Here is a 17,410-nt window from a genome sequence, read left to right on the forward strand (position 1 = left end):
TGGTTTATCTAGATTCAATAGTTGGCGTATCAGCAGGCTACATCATGCCCGTGACAAGGCCTGCTGCCACAAAAAACACGATCATCCATAGTACCGAAAGGTTGAGCTTTTTGTGTAGATAGAAACCCGCAATCACTAACGCCATGTCGATGGGAGCAACAACTGCGCTGCTAAATACTGGCTGGTAAAGTGCCGCGAGTAGCAACCCTACTACCGAGGCATTTACACCGTTGATGGCGCCGGAGACCAGCGGTTTGCCTGCCAGTGCTTGCCAGTTTTTAAGAACGCCAAGCAGTAAAAGAAACCCTGGGAGGAATACGCCAAGCGTTGCGATCAGAGCGCCTAAAATTGGCGTATCCGAAAGCTCATAACCGATAAAAGTCGCAAAGGTGAACATTGGCCCCGGTACAGCTTGTGCAGCGGCGTAGCCTGTTAAAAATGCATCTTGGCTGAGCTGGTCGCCAACAATGTTTTGCAGAAGCGGCAGCACCACATGACCGCCACCAAACACTAAACTACCAGCTTGGAAAAAATCACTAAACAGCCCAAGCAAAGGTAACGTATGAGCCACTAATGGTAAGCCGAGTAAAAGCACCGCAAATAGAGCCAATGGCGCGATAGACGGTTTAAACGGCTCGGCTGATGACGCGGAGTCTTTCTTCAGATATCGCGTACCGACAAAACCTGCTGCGATCAACACGAACATTTGCGTCATGATGCTTGGTGCCACCAGCAACGCAATCGCAGTCGCGACGCACAAACCCGCGGTCAGTTTACTTTGGCAGAAGTTTTTGTACATGCCCCAAGTCGCATCCGCCACGACGACGACTGCGAGCAGTTTTAGGCCGTGAACGATGTTTTGGAACACTGCGGTGTCGGTGATTTGGCTGCTCACCATCGCCAGCGCCAACATGATGATCACCGAAGGAAGAGTGAATCCGACAAATGCTGCGCATGCGCCACCTAAACCGCCGCGTTTATAACCTAAAGCAAAGCCAACTTGGCTTGAGCCCGGTCCCGGCAAAAACTGACTGAGTGCGACAATTTGCGCGTACTCGCTGTCATCAAGCCATTTCAGTTTCTCAACAAAGGTTTGGCGAAAATAACCAATATGAGCCGCCGGGCCGCCGAAGCTGAACCAACCCAGCCAGAAAAAAGTTTTGAATATGGTGAACATGTCGAGCCTGTTTATCTAAAAAGCATTGTTGCTAATTTATCGAATGCTCTAAAATGACTCAAATTGATGATTTTAATTTCATCTATGAATGAAATGGGATGAGGATGTTGGAGTGAAAGAGGACATTCAGTGGCGCAACATTGACTTGAACTTATTGGTGACGTTTTCCTACTTGTATCGCTATCGAAGCGTTAGCGTCGCGGCAGAGAAAAGTTACGTTAGCCAGTCGGCGATGAGTCATAGTTTGTCTCGTTTAAGGTTGTTGTTTGACGACCCGCTTTTTGAGCGAAAAGGGCACAATATGGAGCCCACCGAGCACGCTCACCACATCGCGCCAACTGTGCATCACTTGTTGGATTCTATCGCCAAAGACTTGCTCACTAAGTCTGCCTTCCAACCTGAAAATTACGCGGGTGTATGTCGCATCGGGTTAACGGATTATGCCGAGTTTATCTTTGCTCCTCGGCTTTATGACGAAATACGCCAGCGCGCCCCAGAGGCGCAGATCAGTTTTATTAACGTCAATCGTAGCAACTACGTGGCATTAACTGAGCACGAAAAGCTCGATGTCATTATTGGCAGCATGCCGGTGTTGGATGACAACTTTGAGAGCTTGTACTTGTACACCGAAAAACACGTGTGCATGTGTGATAAACAGGTGTTGAAAGGGGAAACACTGCTGTCTCTGGAAGCGTTCGCGAACATCGAGCAAGCTCTGGTAAGTCCCGATGGGAGCTTAAAGACACAAGTAGACCAAAAGCTCGCAGAACATGGCTTGAGCCGCAAAGTCACCGTGGCGTCGCGCAACTTTCTCACTATTCGGCATCTATTGAAAAAGCGCGATCTCATTGCCATCGTGCCAGAAAAAATGGCGTTGGCGGAGGGCTTTTCGGACGATCTCATTACTGTTAAGCCGCCGATCGCCGTTGCGGATTTTGATATTGCCATGCTGTGGCATTCCAGCCGAAACAATGAAGACAAAGGCATTTGGCTACGCGAGTTGGTTTCTTCGACCATCACCTCTAAATGATAAACATTTGGGGCACTCATGGTGCTTAGAGTGATTTGTTGTTGAACTTCTTACTACCCGCTGAGTTATCGGCGTTACGCCGAAACAGTACTGATTGTGCAAAATGAATATCTTGGGTTAGGGGGGGATGTTCCAGATTTAATTCATAAAAGAAATTAATGGAAAAGGTATCATTGAGTTGTACCACGTAGTTTAAGCTCTGTTTGAACGTATACATGAAGAGGGAGTAAGCGTCCATCTCGGTATTTTTCCACTAGTAAGTTCACTCCCTGAGTTCCCATCAACTCAGAGTGAATACGAATTGTAGACAACGGCGGAAAGGTAAAGCGAGCAGTAGGAATATCATTCATACTAATCAGCGTAATATCCTCTGGTATCTTTAAGCCAAATTCATGGATTGCACGTACTATGCCAATCGCGATGGAGTCTGAATCAATGAATACTGCTTTCGGGAAGTCACCTTTGGCTAGCATCTCTTTCGCTAAGTTATAACCGGACAAACTAGAGCAGGCACAATAGTGTATATCATGTTCTGCGACCACGCCTTTTAGATAGCCATAGTCCAAAAACACATTTTCACGAGTGTCAGCTGCGTCGTGCTTGTCTTGACCGCCAATATAACCGATGCGGCGGTGGCCTCGTTGTACAAAGAAATCAACTACTTGCCTACTGATTCGAATAAGGTCGACATCAACGCAATCATAAGGGCAGGTTGGATCTGAAAAGTTTATGTAGCAAATGCTATCGGCTAGACGTTTAGGTAATTTATCTACTACCTTTTGGTCGACATTTCCGACTAAAAGGACACCTGTTATCTTTTTCGTTTCAACATCAATTTCACTGTTATAGCAATTGGTTAGCGTAATACCTAATTTGTCGCATTGCGTTTCAATCCCATGACGAATTGATAAGTAGTAAGGGTCATTCACCTCTGTTTCTTGTTTGTAGTTATATAAGGCTAAAAAGTGATGTTTTTGCTTAGCTTCTTTGATGCCTTTCTTCGAGCTACTGGTGCGGTACTCCAGTTTTTCTGCAATTTCCAAAATGCGGTATTTGGTTTCTTCTTTAACGCTCAACGTTGGGTCGTTGTTCAAAACCCGCGATACGGATGCAAGTGAGACGCCTGCTTCAATGGCGATATCTTTTAGCTTTGCCATGTAAATTTCCCGTTGGCACTGCCCAAGTGTGAGCTCAATAATCTGACTATTTTAAACAGCTACTTAGATATGCACAAACCTTTAGTAAGACAGTCCTAAACACTTTAAATCATCATATCAAGCCAAATTGTTTTCATGAAATAGACTCTATTGAGTAATAAATAAAGCCGTAAACGTAAGGATTATATTGCTGTAAAAATACTGAAAAACGCGACTGGTTTGGAAACTTGCTACTTGTGGTAACTCTAGTACTTAATAGGACTCGAGCTGTTTAGAGTTTAATCAAGCAAACGTTTTATTGTTCATGTTTATGTTTTGTGTCTCATTTTATAAACAAATCAATAGGAAAGTATTCAACTCTATTTATAATCTCCGCGCTTTTAAAAGCTGTCTAACAGTATGAAAAATTAGGAAATTATAATGAAAAAAGTATTGCCATTATTGGCTTTAGGTGCAGTGGTTGCTTCAGCATCAGTTCAAGCAAAAGGTAACTGGTATGTTGGTGCTGATTTGGTAAATTCAGATCTTAAAGTTAAAAGCTTGTCAAAAGATCTTTCTGCGACAGGTCTTAGCCTTGCTGTAGGTAAAGAGCTTCAATATTCAGAAAACTTCAAACTAGCTTTTGAAGGTGAGTACATATACTTTGGCGACTTTGAAGAAACATTTTCTTACATGGGGTGGCCGGTTAAATTTAGTGTTGATGCTTCTGCGTTCAATTTCAATGCGAAGCCTAAATACCAATTTGCAGGTACAGGCTTCTATGTTGGTGCGATTGCTGGCCTTGGTGTAATGAGTGTTTCTTATGAAGTGAAATCATCTAGCACTGTTACCGATGATGGTCGTGATGTAGGCTTTAACTACGGTGTTGAGGCTGGTTATGAGTTCGCTTCAGGTTTGGTTGTATCTGGTGGCTACCGTGCTTCTTCGGTAAGTATTGATGCCGAAAACGGTGGCAGCGAAGATTTTGATTTTGACAGCCTGTACGTTGGTGTTGATTACAAGTTTTAAGCTCGCGTAAGCAAAACATAGATACTAAAAAGGAGCCGTTAGGCTCCTTTTTTTATTAGATTATCAATCAACTCATAATGGTGATCTTGTACGCCTGCAAGGTTGCCATATTTGGGTTGGTGGCGGTCATTTTCTTTCGCGTGTTGCCAGCCAATGGTGTGACGCACAAAATGCTCTGCAAACGCGTGGGAAACTTCCAAGCAACCTGCCAGTACGGTATCAACATAACTTTGCATGATTGGGCTCTTTGCGCATGGTGGTAGTGGCTCGTCTTTTACGTAAACCCAAATGTCGTGTTCTTGGTTAAAACTCGCATCTGTTTCGATTTGATCTGGCTGCAGTTGAATACGATGATAACCTCGCTCACGGCGATCGAATTCTGCGAGCGCTTCTTTATTCACTTCGAGTAAAACGCCATTAACCTGTCCATCGCCTTGGTTCACCACTAATGGAGAGAGGCTGTAGCTGTCGTCAATCTTCCCCCAGTAGCGCACCAGTCCATGAGCAATGACGGGAATGGCTTCTCCCGTTTGTCCGGTTAACTTACGTGACGCAGAATTAATCAAACTGCCATAGCCAAATATGTACATCTTCGTTGCATCCCTTAACTGATGGTTGTGTCTCTCACCGTTTATACCTAACCCGCCTCTGAAGCACAACTTTACCTCTTAAGTATAATCTTAATTATAAACATGTATTTTTTATGCATGTTTGTGGTAGCATCAATATTGTAGTTGAGTCAACCAGCATCAAGAGACGCTTGAGGGCAAGATAATGCTGAATATCACCGATAAAAAAGTGGAAGAAAAAATCCCCGCATGGCTGCGATTAGGCTTTCGGCCGTTTTTTCTGTTTGGGTCGATTTACGCCATTGTTGCGATCGCGTTGTGGGTGTGGATGTTCCAGAGCGGACAGCCAAACGCATTAGCTGTACCGGCATTATGGTGGCACGTACATGAAATGTTGTTCGGTTTTTCGATGGCAATCGTAGTTGGCTTTGTACTGACCGCGGTACAAAACTGGACTGGCATTAATGGTACCAAGCATTACATGCTTCTGGCTTTATTTGGCTTGTGGTTAGTGCCCCGCATATTGCTTTGGACACAAGCACCGTTATGGTTAACCAGCAGTATCGAAGCGGTATTTTTACTGTTTATCGCCTATGAGGTGGGCATTCGTGTGTATCGAGCCAAAGGTTGGCGTAATTTGTTTTTCGTTCCACTGTTTCTTTTGGCCATCTTTGCGAACTTTGCAAGCTACGCAACGATAAAAGGTATGCCGCCCTTTAGCTCTTCAGCGGTGTGGCAAGCAATGCTGTGGTGGTTTACCTTGCTGTTGTCAGTGATGGGCGGACGTGTGATTCCATTTTTTACTGCGCGTCGATTTAATTTCGAAAAAGCGCAACCATTGGCTTGGTTAGAGTGGTTCGCGAACTTGCCATTGGTAATGCTATTTGTGCTGAGCTTTTTCCCTGTGACGTTTGCAGAACTAGGTAGTCCTTTGATGCTATTTGCAGGTGTTGCTCAGTTGGTGCGTTTTGTTCGCTGGAAACCTTGGTTAACCCTGAGCGAGCCTTTAGTGTGGTCGCTGCATGCTGCGTATTTGTGTTTACCACTAAGCTTAATTTTGCGAGGCGTCTGGGGAGATGCATTTGCCAGCCATAACCTCATTCACCTGTTTGCGATAGGTGCGTTAGGCGGTTTGATTTTAGCGATGATTGCACGGGTGACGATGGGACATACTGGTCGCATGATCTACAAAGGGCCAAACATGAGCCTTGCGTTTACAGCGATTACCGCGGCAGCTTTGGTTCGCAGTTTCGCCGTGATCTTTGACCCGGCGAACATGATGCTGTGGATTGATATCAGCGGCGGATTATGGATTGTTGCGTTTGGGCTGTTTGTGTGGCGCTTTGGTGTGATGCTTGTGACCCCTCGTGTGGATGGTCACCCCGGATAAGATTCTAATGTGAGTAGAGAAAAGAGGAGCCGCGTGCTCCTCTTTTGGTTTTTGTTCTTTATAGGTTTAGTGTTTATTCGTCTTCGTCGTCCGCTTTATTCGTGAGCCCCAAGCGTTTAAATAGCCACCACTCTAGACCAAAAATGACAATTAAGGCGATGCAGAACCAGGTGAATGCCATGGTGGATTCCACGCCTGGCATTCCACCAACATTGATACCGAGTAAACCTGTTAAGAAGCTGGTTGGTAGAAAAATCGTTGCTACCAAAGTAAACAGGTAACTGTTTTTATTGGTTTTCTCATCACGATGATGTTTGATCTCTTCTTGGAAAAGCGCCACTTCTCCAAGATAAAACTCAAGTGTTTCATTTATGCGCGTAATATTATTGTGTGCGAAGCGATATTGATGAGGTCTCAAAGCAATCAATTCTGATTCTGACTCCACAAGATCACGGATAGCGTACTGCTGAGGGCGAATAAAACGCTTGATAGAAATCAGTGCTTTTTGAGTCGCCATATGTTTGTACGTCGATTCATCATTCACGTCGAACTGGTTTAGTGTTTCTTCAATTGTATCAAGGTAAATGTCTATTTTACTGTTTAATCCTTCAATGATCTGATGAAGTAAACTAGCAAGACTTTTTGGGCCTTTGTGTTCCGCTAATGCTTGGCGAATCTCCATGATCGCGCGTGATGGAATTTTACGAGTTGAAATGAGTGCGCCTTGAAAGTAGAGAATTCGAATACTAAGCATATCTTCTGGTGATGCATTGCCGTTCATATTGACGCCTCGTAAAATCAACATGAAGTTCTCGTCATCTAAAGGATGGAAAGATGGTCGGCTTTCGTCGGCTAATAGATGATCAACCGTAGCTCGAGGTACTTGGTTTTGCTCCAGCCAACCACGAATATCAGGATGCAGCCGTTCGCAATGGTACCAATGCTTAGCTTGAATTTGCTCTGCCGTGGTGGATTGTTGAGTTGCTTCTGGGGTTGAGAAGTCCCAATGTTCAATCATAAAACCCATTTTCTTTTCCTTGTTTGAGCCGATACCAAAATAACCTCAAGATACTTCTTTCGCGAGAATTGCATTGCCATACAGAGGCAATGCTCTGAGTACGGTACTCTGAAGTCATTGATGCATTATTTTTCAAATGAGTATGATTGTATTTAACGCCAAATGTCTATGAATAGTTGTTCTTATTTGCAATCGAGTGGAGCGCACCAAGGTGTTGTGCTTAAACAACAAAACAATAAAGCCTGCAACTAAGCAGGCTTTATTGTGGGGGGAGGGAGGGGAGCTGTTAGCCAACTTGAGAAAGATTAACCACTTTCTGTTGTAGCTTTTTCTTTAAATAGTCCGTTAAGGCCTGTTTTTCTTCCTCGTTCATGTAAAGACCAAGCTTAGTACGGCGCCATAAAATGTCTTCATCGGTCATTGCCATTTCATGGTTCATTAAGTAATCGATCTCACGTTGGTAAACACCACCGGCTTGTGTCGAGAACGTTTGTCCTAAGTCAGCTTCACTTGTTGTACCTTCCATTAAGTTCCACGTTTGGGTACCAAACTGAGTGACATAACGAAGAATCAATGCTTCTGGCGCCCAAGTGTATTTAGCATGAATTTGTTTCGCTAATTGTTCACGACTACAGCTGAAGTTACCACCAGGAAGGGTTTGGTTGGCCGTCCAGTCTTTACCCATTTCAGGTAGGAACGGAGCAAGTTTCTTCATTGCTGCTTCACCTAACTTACGGTAGGTCGTTAACTTACCACCAAAAACAGAAAGCAGAGGTGCATGGTCGTATTCCGCATCGAGCTCTAGCGTGTAGTCTCGTGTGATTGCTTGCGGAGAGTCAGATTCATCGTCACATAAAGGACGAACACCGCTGTATGTCCAAACTACATCTTCGCGAGTCAACTGGTGGACAAAGTGTTGGTTTACGATATCAATGAGGTAATCGACTTCGTCATCTGAGATCGACACTTCACGTGGGTCACCTTTGTATTCCACATCTGTTGTACCAATGATTGAGAACTTATCTAAGTAAGGAATCATAAATACGATGCGATTGTCTTTGTTTTGAAGAATGTAGGCTTGCGGTTCGTTGTGGATACGAGGAACAACGATGTGCGAGCCTTTGATTAAGCGAATGTTACGAGGAGAGGCTTGCTCTAATCCATCATCAAAGAACTGTTTTACCCAAGGCCCCGCAGCATTGACTAACGCTTTCGCTTTACGTTCGAAACGTTGGTCTGTCATCACATCGTGAATAGTAACATGCCAGATACCACCTTCACGGTGTGCTTTTTCCACGCGGCAGTAGTTACGCACTTCAGCATGGTTTTCGCGAGCCGCAAGAACGTTCAGTAATACTAAACGTGCATCATCAACCCAACAGTCAGAGTATTCGAAACCCGTTTTCATTTCTGGTTTTAGCAAGCCAGATTTCGCAAGGTTGACGGTTTTACTGCCTTGCAGCGTCGTACGTTTACCCAAGTTATCGTAAAGGAAAAGGCCACAACGAATCATCCAAGCTGGGCGTAGGAATGGGCGGTGCGGTAAACGGAAACGCATTGGTAGTGCGACGTGTGGTGCTTTACGAAGAATAACCTCACGCTCTGCGAGCGCTTCCGAAACTAAACGAAACTCGTAGTGTTCAAGGTAGCGTAAACCGCCGTGTATCAGTTTAGAACTTGCTGAAGAAGTCGCAGATGCGAAGTCATTTGCTTCGTATAAGCCAACACTCAAACCTCGGCCAGCTGCGTCTGCTGCAATACCAGCTCCGTTAATGCCGCCACCGATTACGATCAAGTCTAAGGTAGTGGATGAGCTAGTAGTGGAAGCATTATTTTGTATACTCATAAATTTGACCTCTTGGTGAGCGAACGAGCATTTTAGAACATAATGTAATCCTAGCTCAGGTTTCGTTTGTGATCATCTATTATTTTCGTTTGTGAGCGTTTTGTGTGATTTAGACACAAAAAAACCTCTGTCTAATTAAGACAGAGGTCATTTGAGGGGGAGTTATACGATTGACGTTACTCGTTTTCGGAGTTTGATTCGTTAGCTTCAACCACTTCAAGTGGGATAGAAGCTTCCTTCAAAATTGACAAGATTTCTTCTGGTGGCTGCTTATTGGTAAAGATCATGTTGAGCTGTGCAATATTGCCTAGTTTCACCATAGCATTGCGCCCGAACTTGGTGTGGTCTACGGCAAGAAATACACTACGGCTATTGTCAATGATCGCTTGTTTTACCCGGACTTCGTGGTAATCAAAGTCTAATAGCGAGCCATCGAAGTCGATACCGCTAATGCCGAGAATACCAAAGTCGAGACGGAACTGTTTAACGAAATCGAGGGTAGCCTCGCCAACAATACCGCCGTCTCTGCTGCGGACTTCTCCACCCGCTAAGATGACTTTGATTTCAGGGTTAGGGAAAAGAATGGTCGCAACATTGATGTTGTTGGTGACAACACGCAACTGTTTATGATTTTTATTGAGCGCTCGCGCAACTGCTTCTGGTGTGGTGCCGATATCGATGAATAGTGTGGCACCATCTGGAATGTGTTTGACTACCTCGTCTGCAATGACATCTTTTTCATTGAAGTTGAGCGCTTTACGCGTGTTGTAAGATGTGTTTTCAGAACTGAGAGGAATAGTGGCTCCACCGTGATAACGACGAATTTTGTTGTCATCGGCGAGTTCATTGAGATCGCGTCGGATGGTTTGTGGGCTGACATTGAATCTTTCTACCAACTCATCCGTGCTGACATAGCCTTGTTTTTTCACCAGCTCAACAATCTGCTGGTGTCGAGGTATTTGCTTCACTTACCACTCCCTTGTGCATTGGTAACGGCCAATGCTTCAAATTCGAAGCTCTATTGTGCTCGAATTTGCTCGTTGTGAGAAGTAAGCGAGTTCAGGAATCGGGGATAAAGCGCAAAAAGAGCGCACAAATGGCGCTCTTTTTTTCGTATGGAGATGAGATTAATCTTCTTCGTCGTGAAGTTCAGACCAGGTTTGTGCACATTTCACTGCACGTTTCCAGCCCTTGTAACGACGATTGCGTTTTTCTTCATCATCGTGTGGCTCAAAGGTGCGATCAAGTACCGCTTTATTCTGCAACTCATCAATGCTATCCCAGTAACCAACGGCAAGGCCGGCAAGGTAGGCTGCACCAAGAGCGGTAACCTCAGTTACTTGAGGGCGGTGTACTTCTGTGTTCAATACATCGGATTGGAATTGCATTAGGAAGTTGTTCGCTACTGCACCACCATCGACTCGAAGGTTCGCAAGCTTAATGCCTGAGTCAGCTTGCATCGCATCCAGTACGTCACGAGTTTGATAAGCGATGCCTTCCAATGTTGCACGGATGATATGGTTTGAATTCACACCGCGAGTAAGGCCGACAATCGTGCCACGTGCGTAGGCATCCCAGTATGGAGCGCCTAAACCAGTAAATGCAGGCACGACATAAACGCCGTTTGATGTATCCACTTTTGTCGCGAAGTATTCAGAGTCTTCTGCACCGTTTAGGATTTTCAATTCATCGCGTAGCCATTGGATAGAAGCTCCACCCATGAATACGGCACCTTCAAGTGCATAAGCTGGTTCGCCTGCAGGACCACAAGCCAAAGTTGTTAGAAGACCATGTGTCGAAGTGACTTTTTCTTGGCCCGTATTCATTAGCAAGAAACAACCCGTACCGTAAGTGTTTTTCGCTTGACCCGCTTCAACACACATTTGGCCGTAAAGCGCCGCTTGTTGGTCACCTGCTATTCCAGAAATAGGAATACGAGTACCGCCTTTACCACCGATGTTGGTTTTACCGTAAATTTCCGATGAGCGCTTCACTTCTGGCATCATAGATGCTGGGATGCCAAGCTCATCTAACATTTTTTGATCCCAACATAGATCGTTGATGTTAAACAGCATGGTACGCGATGCGTTAGTGTAGTCGGTTACGTGAACGCGACCTTGAGTCATCTTCCAAACTAACCAAGTATCGACAGTACCAAACAACAGCTTACCTGCTTCTGCGTCTTCTCGTGCGCCTTCAACATTGTCCAGAATCCATTTAACTTTGGTACCTGAGAAGTAAGGGTCAAGCACCAAACCAGTGTTGTCACGTACATAGTTTTCGAGACCGCGTGCTTTTAAATCTTCACAGATATCAGCAGTACGGCGACATTGCCATACGATCGCATTGTAAACGGGTTTACCTGTTTCTTTATTCCAGACGATGGTCGTTTCACGCTGGTTAGTAATACCGATAGCCGCTAATTGGTCGCTACGGATACCAGACTTAGCTAGAGCTTCTACTAAGGTAGAGCTTTGTGTTGCCCAGATCTCCATTGGATCATGTTCAACCCAACCAGCTTCTGGATAAATCTGAGTAAATTCGCGTTGCGCGACGCTTACGATGTTCGCATCGTGATCAAGAATCACTGCGCGAGAGCTTGTTGTACCTTGGTCTAGGGCAACAATGTATTTTTGCTCAGTCATGGTAAGAATCCTTTTGTTTCGTTATTTATATTTTAGTAAATGTTCGAGTTACGTCAGTTTTAAGCTCTAGCTTCTTCTGTTTCTTCTTCCGTCTCACATTGGTTTGGAATCGTGCAACCGTGGCCTTGTTGTGGAAGGTAAGCTGCAATCGCTTTTGGATACAACCAACCACCAAAACACGCACCTGCAATCGGAGCAAGTAAAGGCACGATAAAGTAAGGAATGTCTTTTGCACCTGTCAGAGCGTAATCCCAACCTGCGAAGTAAGCGAACAGCTTCGGTCCAAAGTCACGAGCAGGGTTCATCGCAAAGCCTGTTAGTGGGCCAAGTGAACCACCGATGACGGCAATCAAAATACCGATCAATAGAGGGTTCATTGCGCCACGAGCCGCGCCGTTATTTTCATCGCCCAGAGCCAGAATCGCAAACATCAGCACAGCAGTGATAACGAATTCCACAGCAAAAGCACCAAAGAAAGAGAGGGAGGCATGCGGATAGGTTGAGAAGATACCAGCAGTTGCTAGTGCATCTTGGCTGCTGCGAACGAAGTTATGAGCGATTTCGTAGTCGGTGAAAAGGTTGCTGTATAAGCTGTATACCAATGCAGCAGAACAGAATGCCCCAAGCATTTGAGCGATAATGTATGGCACCACTTTCGCCTTATCAAAACCATGGAACATAGCAAGTGCGATGGTAACGGCAGGGTTGATGTGTGCACCAGAGACGCCAGCCGTACAGTAAATCGCGATGGCGACACCGAAGCCCCATACAATACTGATTTCCCATTGTCCAAATGATGCGCCTGTTAGAACTAAGGCTGCAACACAGCCTACGCCGAAGAAAATAAGTAGTCCTGTACCGATAAACTCGGCCAAACATTCTCCAAGCAGAGAGGGGTGTTTGTTCGTTGTCATGTTAAAAGTCCTTTGATCATTTTTGCCTGTCTAGCACGATACTATTGTGCATATATAAACGTTTGCGAAAACAAACGAGCGTTAAAAATGAGCGTTTGAGCATAAATTTGTTAATCAAAGTCTTCGTTTTTGTTAAATGGCGCATCTTTTAACCGGAAAAGAACACAACGAAAATAATTTATTTGTCACGAGGCCAGTGATGAGAGCGCTCAAATTACCGATGTGAAAAAGAATGCACAACTGGTAAGAGGAGTTTTGTGAAGCTGCTACGTGCTTGGAGATTTATTACACAGAACTTGTGCAGCAGTTAACCCTAAAGGAGTAGGAGAATGTCAAATGTATCAAGGGCTAGCAGTGATATAAAAAAATACGCTGTCATGTTTGGACTTTTAGAAAAATCGTCATCCCATTGATACCAATAGGATGAGTTGAGAAGAGAATAAACGCTGTTAATGTCTTGTGTTTGTGAATCATTGCTTCGGCTTGTATTCAAATAAAAATTGTTTTTTTTATTTCGTTTGATGCTAAACGTGATCGTTTTTCAGCTTTTTAGTTATTAGTTGGTTCGGAGCGAGTAGGGCAGGCGTAAATCGCCCTTTTTACGGTTAGTTTATGTTCTAATTCGAGCCTTTGTTTCAAAGGTTTCGAATTGGAATGCTCAAGTGAGAGGTTTGAATGTCAGTTTCATATTAACGAATCTTGAGTAAAGTTGAACGATGATCTAATTAATGCTCATATAATTTACTGTATTTACTTATATTTAATCCATGTGCAACATTTGTCACAGAAATAAAATCCTAACTCCATACAATTCATGAACTTTCGAACGAAGATTTATTTTGTTTCGTTCGCTCCTTTTGTGTTTTTACCATCGCATACAAAATAATGAGGTTCCTATGTTTGGAATATTCAAACCTAAGGCGCACATTGATCGTCTGTCCCCTGGCAGCATCGATAGCACCTACTCTCGCCTCCGTTGGCAACTCTTTATCGGTATCTTTGTTGGCTACGCCGGTTACTATCTAGTTCGTAAAAACTTCAGTTTGGCGATGCCTTATCTTATCGAGCAAGGCTTTAGCCGCGGAGACTTAGGTGTCGCCTTGGCAGCTGTTTCCATTGCATATGGTCTCTCTAAGTTTCTAATGGGCAGCGTTTCAGACCGCTCCAACCCTCGCTATTTCCTTAGTGGCGGCCTATTGATGTCTGCATTAGTGATGTTTTGCTTTGGCTTTATGCCATGGGCGACTGGTAGCGTCACTGCGATGTTCATTTTGCTTTTCTTAAACGGTTGGTTCCAAGGGATGGGGTGGCCTGCTTGTGGCCGAACCATGGTGCACTGGTGGTCACGTAAAGAGCGTGGTGAGATCGTTTCGGTTTGGAACGTGGCGCACAACGTGGGTGGCGGCTTGATTGGTCCACTATTTATTCTTGGCCTATGGGCATTTAACGATGATTGGCGCACTGCATTTTATGTTCCTGCATTTTTCGCCACGTTGGTTGCTGTGTTTGTTTGGATGACGGTTCGCGATACCCCTCAGTCTTGTGGTCTGCCTCCGATTGAAGAGTACAAAGACGATTACCCAGATGACTATGACAAGTCCCATGAACAAGAAATGACAGCGAAGGAAATCTTCTTCAAATACGTCTTCAACAACAAACTTCTTTGGTCGATTGCAATTGCAAACGCATTTGTTTACCTAATTCGTTACGGCGTACTGGACTGGGCACCGGTTTACCTAAAAGAAGCGAAGGATTTCTCGGTAGATAAATCGTCATGGGCTTATTTCTTATACGAATGGGCTGGCATTCCAGGAACACTATTGTGTGGTTGGATCTCTGACAAATTGTTCAAAGGTCGTCGTGCACCTGCTGGTATCTTATTTATGGTTCTAGTGACAGTTGCAGTGATGGTTTATTGGTTTAACCCTGCGGGCAACCCAACAGTAGATATGATGGCGCTTATTGCAATTGGCTTCCTAATCTATGGTCCGGTTATGCTGATCGGTTTGTACGCACTTGAACTCGCTCCGAAGAAAGCCGCAGGTACTGCCGCTGGTCTTACTGGTTTGTTTGGATACCTGGGTGGGGCAGTTGCCGCAAACGCGATTTTGGGCTACACCGTAGACCACTTTGGCTGGGATGGTGGCTTTATCATCTTAGTGGGTTCTTGTATTACTTCTATCGTGTGTTTGATGTACGCCTTCTTAGGTGAACGTGCGCACCACGAGCAAAAAGAGCGCGAGAAGGAAGCGCTAGCGTAATATTTATTTAAAGAGGCAGTGGAATACTGCCTCTTCGCTTTATCAAGGAAATAACAATGAAAACAAAGTCAGTATGTCTTACTTTTTTAGCACTTAGCCTCTCTGCTGGTGCGATTGCGAAGCCGCTTGTCATTGCGCACCGTGGCGCATCGGGCTACTTGCCTGAGCACACGCTAGAAGCCAAAGCACTTGCTTACGCAATGAAACCTGACTACATAGAACAAGATGTGGTAATGACGAAAGACGACCAGTTGGTCGTGTTGCATGACCATTATCTCGATCGCGTAACGGATGTTGCGGAGCGTTTTCCTGATCGTGCACGTAAAGATGGTCGTTATTACGCGATTGATTTCACTCTGGCGGAAATCAAATCCTTGCGAGTTACCGAAGGGTTCAACATCGATGAGAAAGGCAACAAAGTAGCGGGCTATCCAACCCGATTCCCTATGTGGAAATCTGACTTCACCGTGCCGACGTTTGCTGAAGAGATTGAGCTGATCCAAGGCTTAAACAAAACGCTGGGTTATGACATCGGTATTTACCCAGAAATTAAAGCGCCTTGGTTCCATCGTCATGAAGGTAAGGACATTTCTAAAGCAGTACTTAAAGTCTTGAAGCAGTACGGTTACGGCTCTCAAGACGACAAAGTCTACCTTCAGTGTTTTGATGCGAATGAACTTCAACGCATCAACAGTGAACTCATGCCTGCAATGGACATGGACTTAAAGCTCGTTCAGCTTATGGCTTACACGGACTGGAACGAAACTATGGTGTACAAAGGCGACAAGGCAACACCATACAGTTATGACTGGATGTTCGAAGCCGACGGAATGAAGAAAGTAGCGAGTTACGCGGAAGGAATTGGACCTTGGAAGCCGATGCTGGTGGATGATAAGTCAACCAAAGACAATATCATCATCAAGCCGTTGATGAAGGCTGCAAAAGACGCTGGCTTGCAAGTGCATCCATACACGTTCCGCGCCGATCCAGGACGCATTCCAGCGTACACTGACAGCTTTGAAGGCATGATGGATGTGTACTACAACCAAGTAAAAGTGGATGGTTTGTTTACTGATTTCCCAGATAAAGCGGTCAGCTTTTTAAATCAGTAATCACGCATTTTTCTTTAAGCTAAAAAATCCCCCAACAGTTTCCTGCTGGGGGATTTTTCTTAACTATTTATTAGTTGTTTTTATGCAGTTCGCTGTTCAGTTCAACCGCGCTCTTGTTAGCAAGACATTCGATTTGACCTGTTACAGAGTTACGACGGAACAGTAGGTCAGAAACTCCAGCAAGATCGCGTGCTTTCACCACTTCGACTTCTTGACCGTCAGAATCTAGCATGCGTACTTTAGAACCAGCAGTTACGTATAGACCTGATTCGATAGTACAACGGTCACCCATTGGGAAGCCAAGACCTGCGTTCGCGCCTAGTAGCGAGTTTTCACCTATAGAAACCACAACTTTACCGCCGCCAGATAGCGTACCCATGATAGATGCGCCGCCGCCGATGTCAGAGCCGTTACCAACCACTACACCAGCAGAGATGCGACCTTCAACCATGCTCACGCCAGTTGTACCTGCGTTGAAGTTGATGAAGCCTTCGTGCATTACCGTTGTGCCTTCGCCAACGTGTGCGCCAAGACGTACGCGAGAAGTGTCAGCGATACGAACGCCAGTTGGTACCACGTAGTCCACCATTTTAGGGAACTTGTCTACGCAATCTACGCTTAGTGCACGACCCGCTAGGCGAGCTTCGATTTGACGCTCTGCCAGTTCAGGTAGGTCGATTGGACCTTCGTTAGTCCATGCGATGTTGTGTAGTAGACCGAAGATACCGTCTAGTACCGTGCCGTGCGGTTGAACTAGGCGGTTAGAGATAAGTTGAAGTTTTAGGAAGCCTTCAGCAACGCTTTGTGGCTGCTCGTCAGTTGCAAGGATAACCAGTACAAGTGGTTGTGCTGATTCTGCTGCTTTTGCTGCGAAAGAAGCGTTTGCCGCATCGCCGTTTGCTTCAAATGCTGCTGCCAGTTCTGCGCTTTGTGCTGCAGAGATCTCGATAGCTTGGTTGCCTTGCTCGTAACCTGCTACTGCTGCTAGTGCGTTAACAAGCGCTTCGCTTGGGTTAAGAACTGGGTTTGGGAAAAACGCTTCGATGATTTTGCCGTCGCGGTTTTTAGTTGCCGTACCAAAGGCTAGAGAGAAGAAAGCCATAGTTGATCTCCATGTGTTGAGTCTTGTGTCTCGTCTGTTCACTGACAAGAAATAATTAAGTTGTCAGTCATCATAAAGAGAGTGTTGGGGAGTTTAAAGAGGGGAAATGGAGAAAGTCCGTAGATGGATACCTTTTGTCTTTTTAGAGATATGTTTGTCTGATGAGAAATGTGGCTACGAG

At 45.0% G+C, this 17,410-nt stretch carries 14 protein-coding genes; 5 read left to right on the forward strand and 9 right to left on the reverse strand.

The features are described from left to right. Nucleotides 1-37: 37 nt before the first annotated feature. Complete coding sequence (chrA, locus tag R7044_RS13870) at nucleotides 38-1,177, reverse strand: chromate efflux transporter (protein WP_017820434.1); 1,140 nt, start codon at nucleotides 1,175-1,177, stop codon at nucleotides 38-40. Between the two features lie 112 nt (nucleotides 1,178-1,289). On the opposite strand from chrA, the gene R7044_RS13875 reads away from it, so the two are divergent. Then, a complete protein-coding gene (locus R7044_RS13875; protein ID WP_153015675.1) occupies nucleotides 1,290-2,207 on the forward strand; it encodes a LysR family transcriptional regulator in 918 nt (305 codons plus the stop codon). A 170-nt stretch (nucleotides 2,208-2,377) separates the two neighbouring features. Here R7044_RS13875 and ebgR read toward each other — a convergent pair whose 3' ends face one another. Beyond that, entirely contained in the window at nucleotides 2,378-3,364 is a 987-nt protein-coding gene (gene ebgR / locus R7044_RS13880) for a transcriptional regulator EbgR (protein WP_225455631.1), read from the reverse strand. 420 nt (nucleotides 3,365-3,784) lie between these two features. Here ebgR and R7044_RS13885 point away from each other — a divergent pair, with 420 nt between their 5' ends. Then, nucleotides 3,785-4,372: an outer membrane beta-barrel protein gene (locus R7044_RS13885; protein ID WP_017820436.1), complete on the forward strand. Its 588-nt coding sequence runs from the start codon at nucleotides 3,785-3,787 to the stop codon at nucleotides 4,370-4,372. Nucleotides 4,373-4,410: 38 nt separating this feature from the next. Here R7044_RS13885 and R7044_RS13890 read toward each other — a convergent pair whose 3' ends face one another. Further along, nucleotides 4,411-4,962 (reverse strand): gamma-glutamylcyclotransferase family protein, encoded by a 552-nt coding sequence (locus tag R7044_RS13890; protein ID WP_042521366.1) that lies wholly within the window; start codon nucleotides 4,960-4,962, stop codon nucleotides 4,411-4,413. A 184-nt stretch (nucleotides 4,963-5,146) separates the two neighbouring features. On the opposite strand from R7044_RS13890, the gene R7044_RS13895 reads away from it, so the two are divergent. Continuing rightward, a complete protein-coding gene (locus R7044_RS13895) occupies nucleotides 5,147-6,331 on the forward strand; it encodes an NnrS family protein (RefSeq protein WP_064376474.1) in 1,185 nt (394 codons plus the stop codon). A 73-nt stretch (nucleotides 6,332-6,404) separates the two neighbouring features. Here R7044_RS13895 and R7044_RS13900 read toward each other — a convergent pair whose 3' ends face one another. The 5 genes from R7044_RS13900 to R7044_RS13920 form a co-directional block, all read right to left on the reverse strand. After that, complete coding sequence (locus tag R7044_RS13900) at nucleotides 6,405-7,358, reverse strand: CorA family divalent cation transporter (protein WP_005391702.1); 954 nt, start codon at nucleotides 7,356-7,358, stop codon at nucleotides 6,405-6,407. Nucleotides 7,359-7,635: 277 nt separating this feature from the next. Continuing rightward, the gene (gene glpD / locus R7044_RS13905) at nucleotides 7,636-9,195 is read right to left on the reverse strand and encodes a glycerol-3-phosphate dehydrogenase (RefSeq protein WP_033905559.1); all 1,560 of its coding nucleotides are present in this window, start codon (nucleotides 9,193-9,195) and stop codon (nucleotides 7,636-7,638) included. A gap of 176 nt (nucleotides 9,196-9,371) precedes the next feature. After that, the gene (locus R7044_RS13910; protein WP_005380192.1) at nucleotides 9,372-10,163 is read right to left on the reverse strand and encodes a DeoR/GlpR family transcriptional regulator; all 792 of its coding nucleotides are present in this window, start codon (nucleotides 10,161-10,163) and stop codon (nucleotides 9,372-9,374) included. A 159-nt stretch (nucleotides 10,164-10,322) separates the two neighbouring features. Next, nucleotides 10,323-11,840 carry a glycerol kinase GlpK gene (gene glpK / locus R7044_RS13915; RefSeq protein WP_005380193.1) on the reverse strand — a complete coding sequence of 506 codons (1,518 nt, stop codon included), beginning with the start codon at nucleotides 11,838-11,840 and terminating at the stop codon, nucleotides 10,323-10,325. Between the two features lie 59 nt (nucleotides 11,841-11,899). After that, on the reverse strand, nucleotides 11,900-12,754 hold the full coding sequence (locus R7044_RS13920; RefSeq protein WP_005380195.1) for an MIP/aquaporin family protein: 855 nt from the start codon (nucleotides 12,752-12,754) through the stop codon (nucleotides 11,900-11,902). Between the two features lie 896 nt (nucleotides 12,755-13,650). Here R7044_RS13920 and glpT point away from each other — a divergent pair. Next, complete coding sequence (gene glpT / locus R7044_RS13925) at nucleotides 13,651-15,015, forward strand: glycerol-3-phosphate transporter (RefSeq protein WP_005380199.1); 1,365 nt, start codon at nucleotides 13,651-13,653, stop codon at nucleotides 15,013-15,015. Between the two features lie 56 nt (nucleotides 15,016-15,071). Continuing rightward, nucleotides 15,072-16,127 carry a glycerophosphodiester phosphodiesterase gene (gene glpQ / locus R7044_RS13930; protein ID WP_005380201.1) on the forward strand — a complete coding sequence of 352 codons (1,056 nt, stop codon included), beginning with the start codon at nucleotides 15,072-15,074 and terminating at the stop codon, nucleotides 16,125-16,127. A 70-nt stretch (nucleotides 16,128-16,197) separates the two neighbouring features. Here glpQ and dapD read toward each other — a convergent pair whose 3' ends face one another. After that, nucleotides 16,198-17,229, reverse strand: a complete 1,032-nt coding sequence (dapD, locus tag R7044_RS13935) for a 2,3,4,5-tetrahydropyridine-2,6-dicarboxylate N-succinyltransferase (protein ID WP_025768219.1) — start codon at nucleotides 17,227-17,229, stop codon at nucleotides 16,198-16,200. Nucleotides 17,230-17,410 lie beyond the last annotated feature (181 nt).

It is taken from the genome of Vibrio sp. 1402 (genome assembly GCF_033340275.1).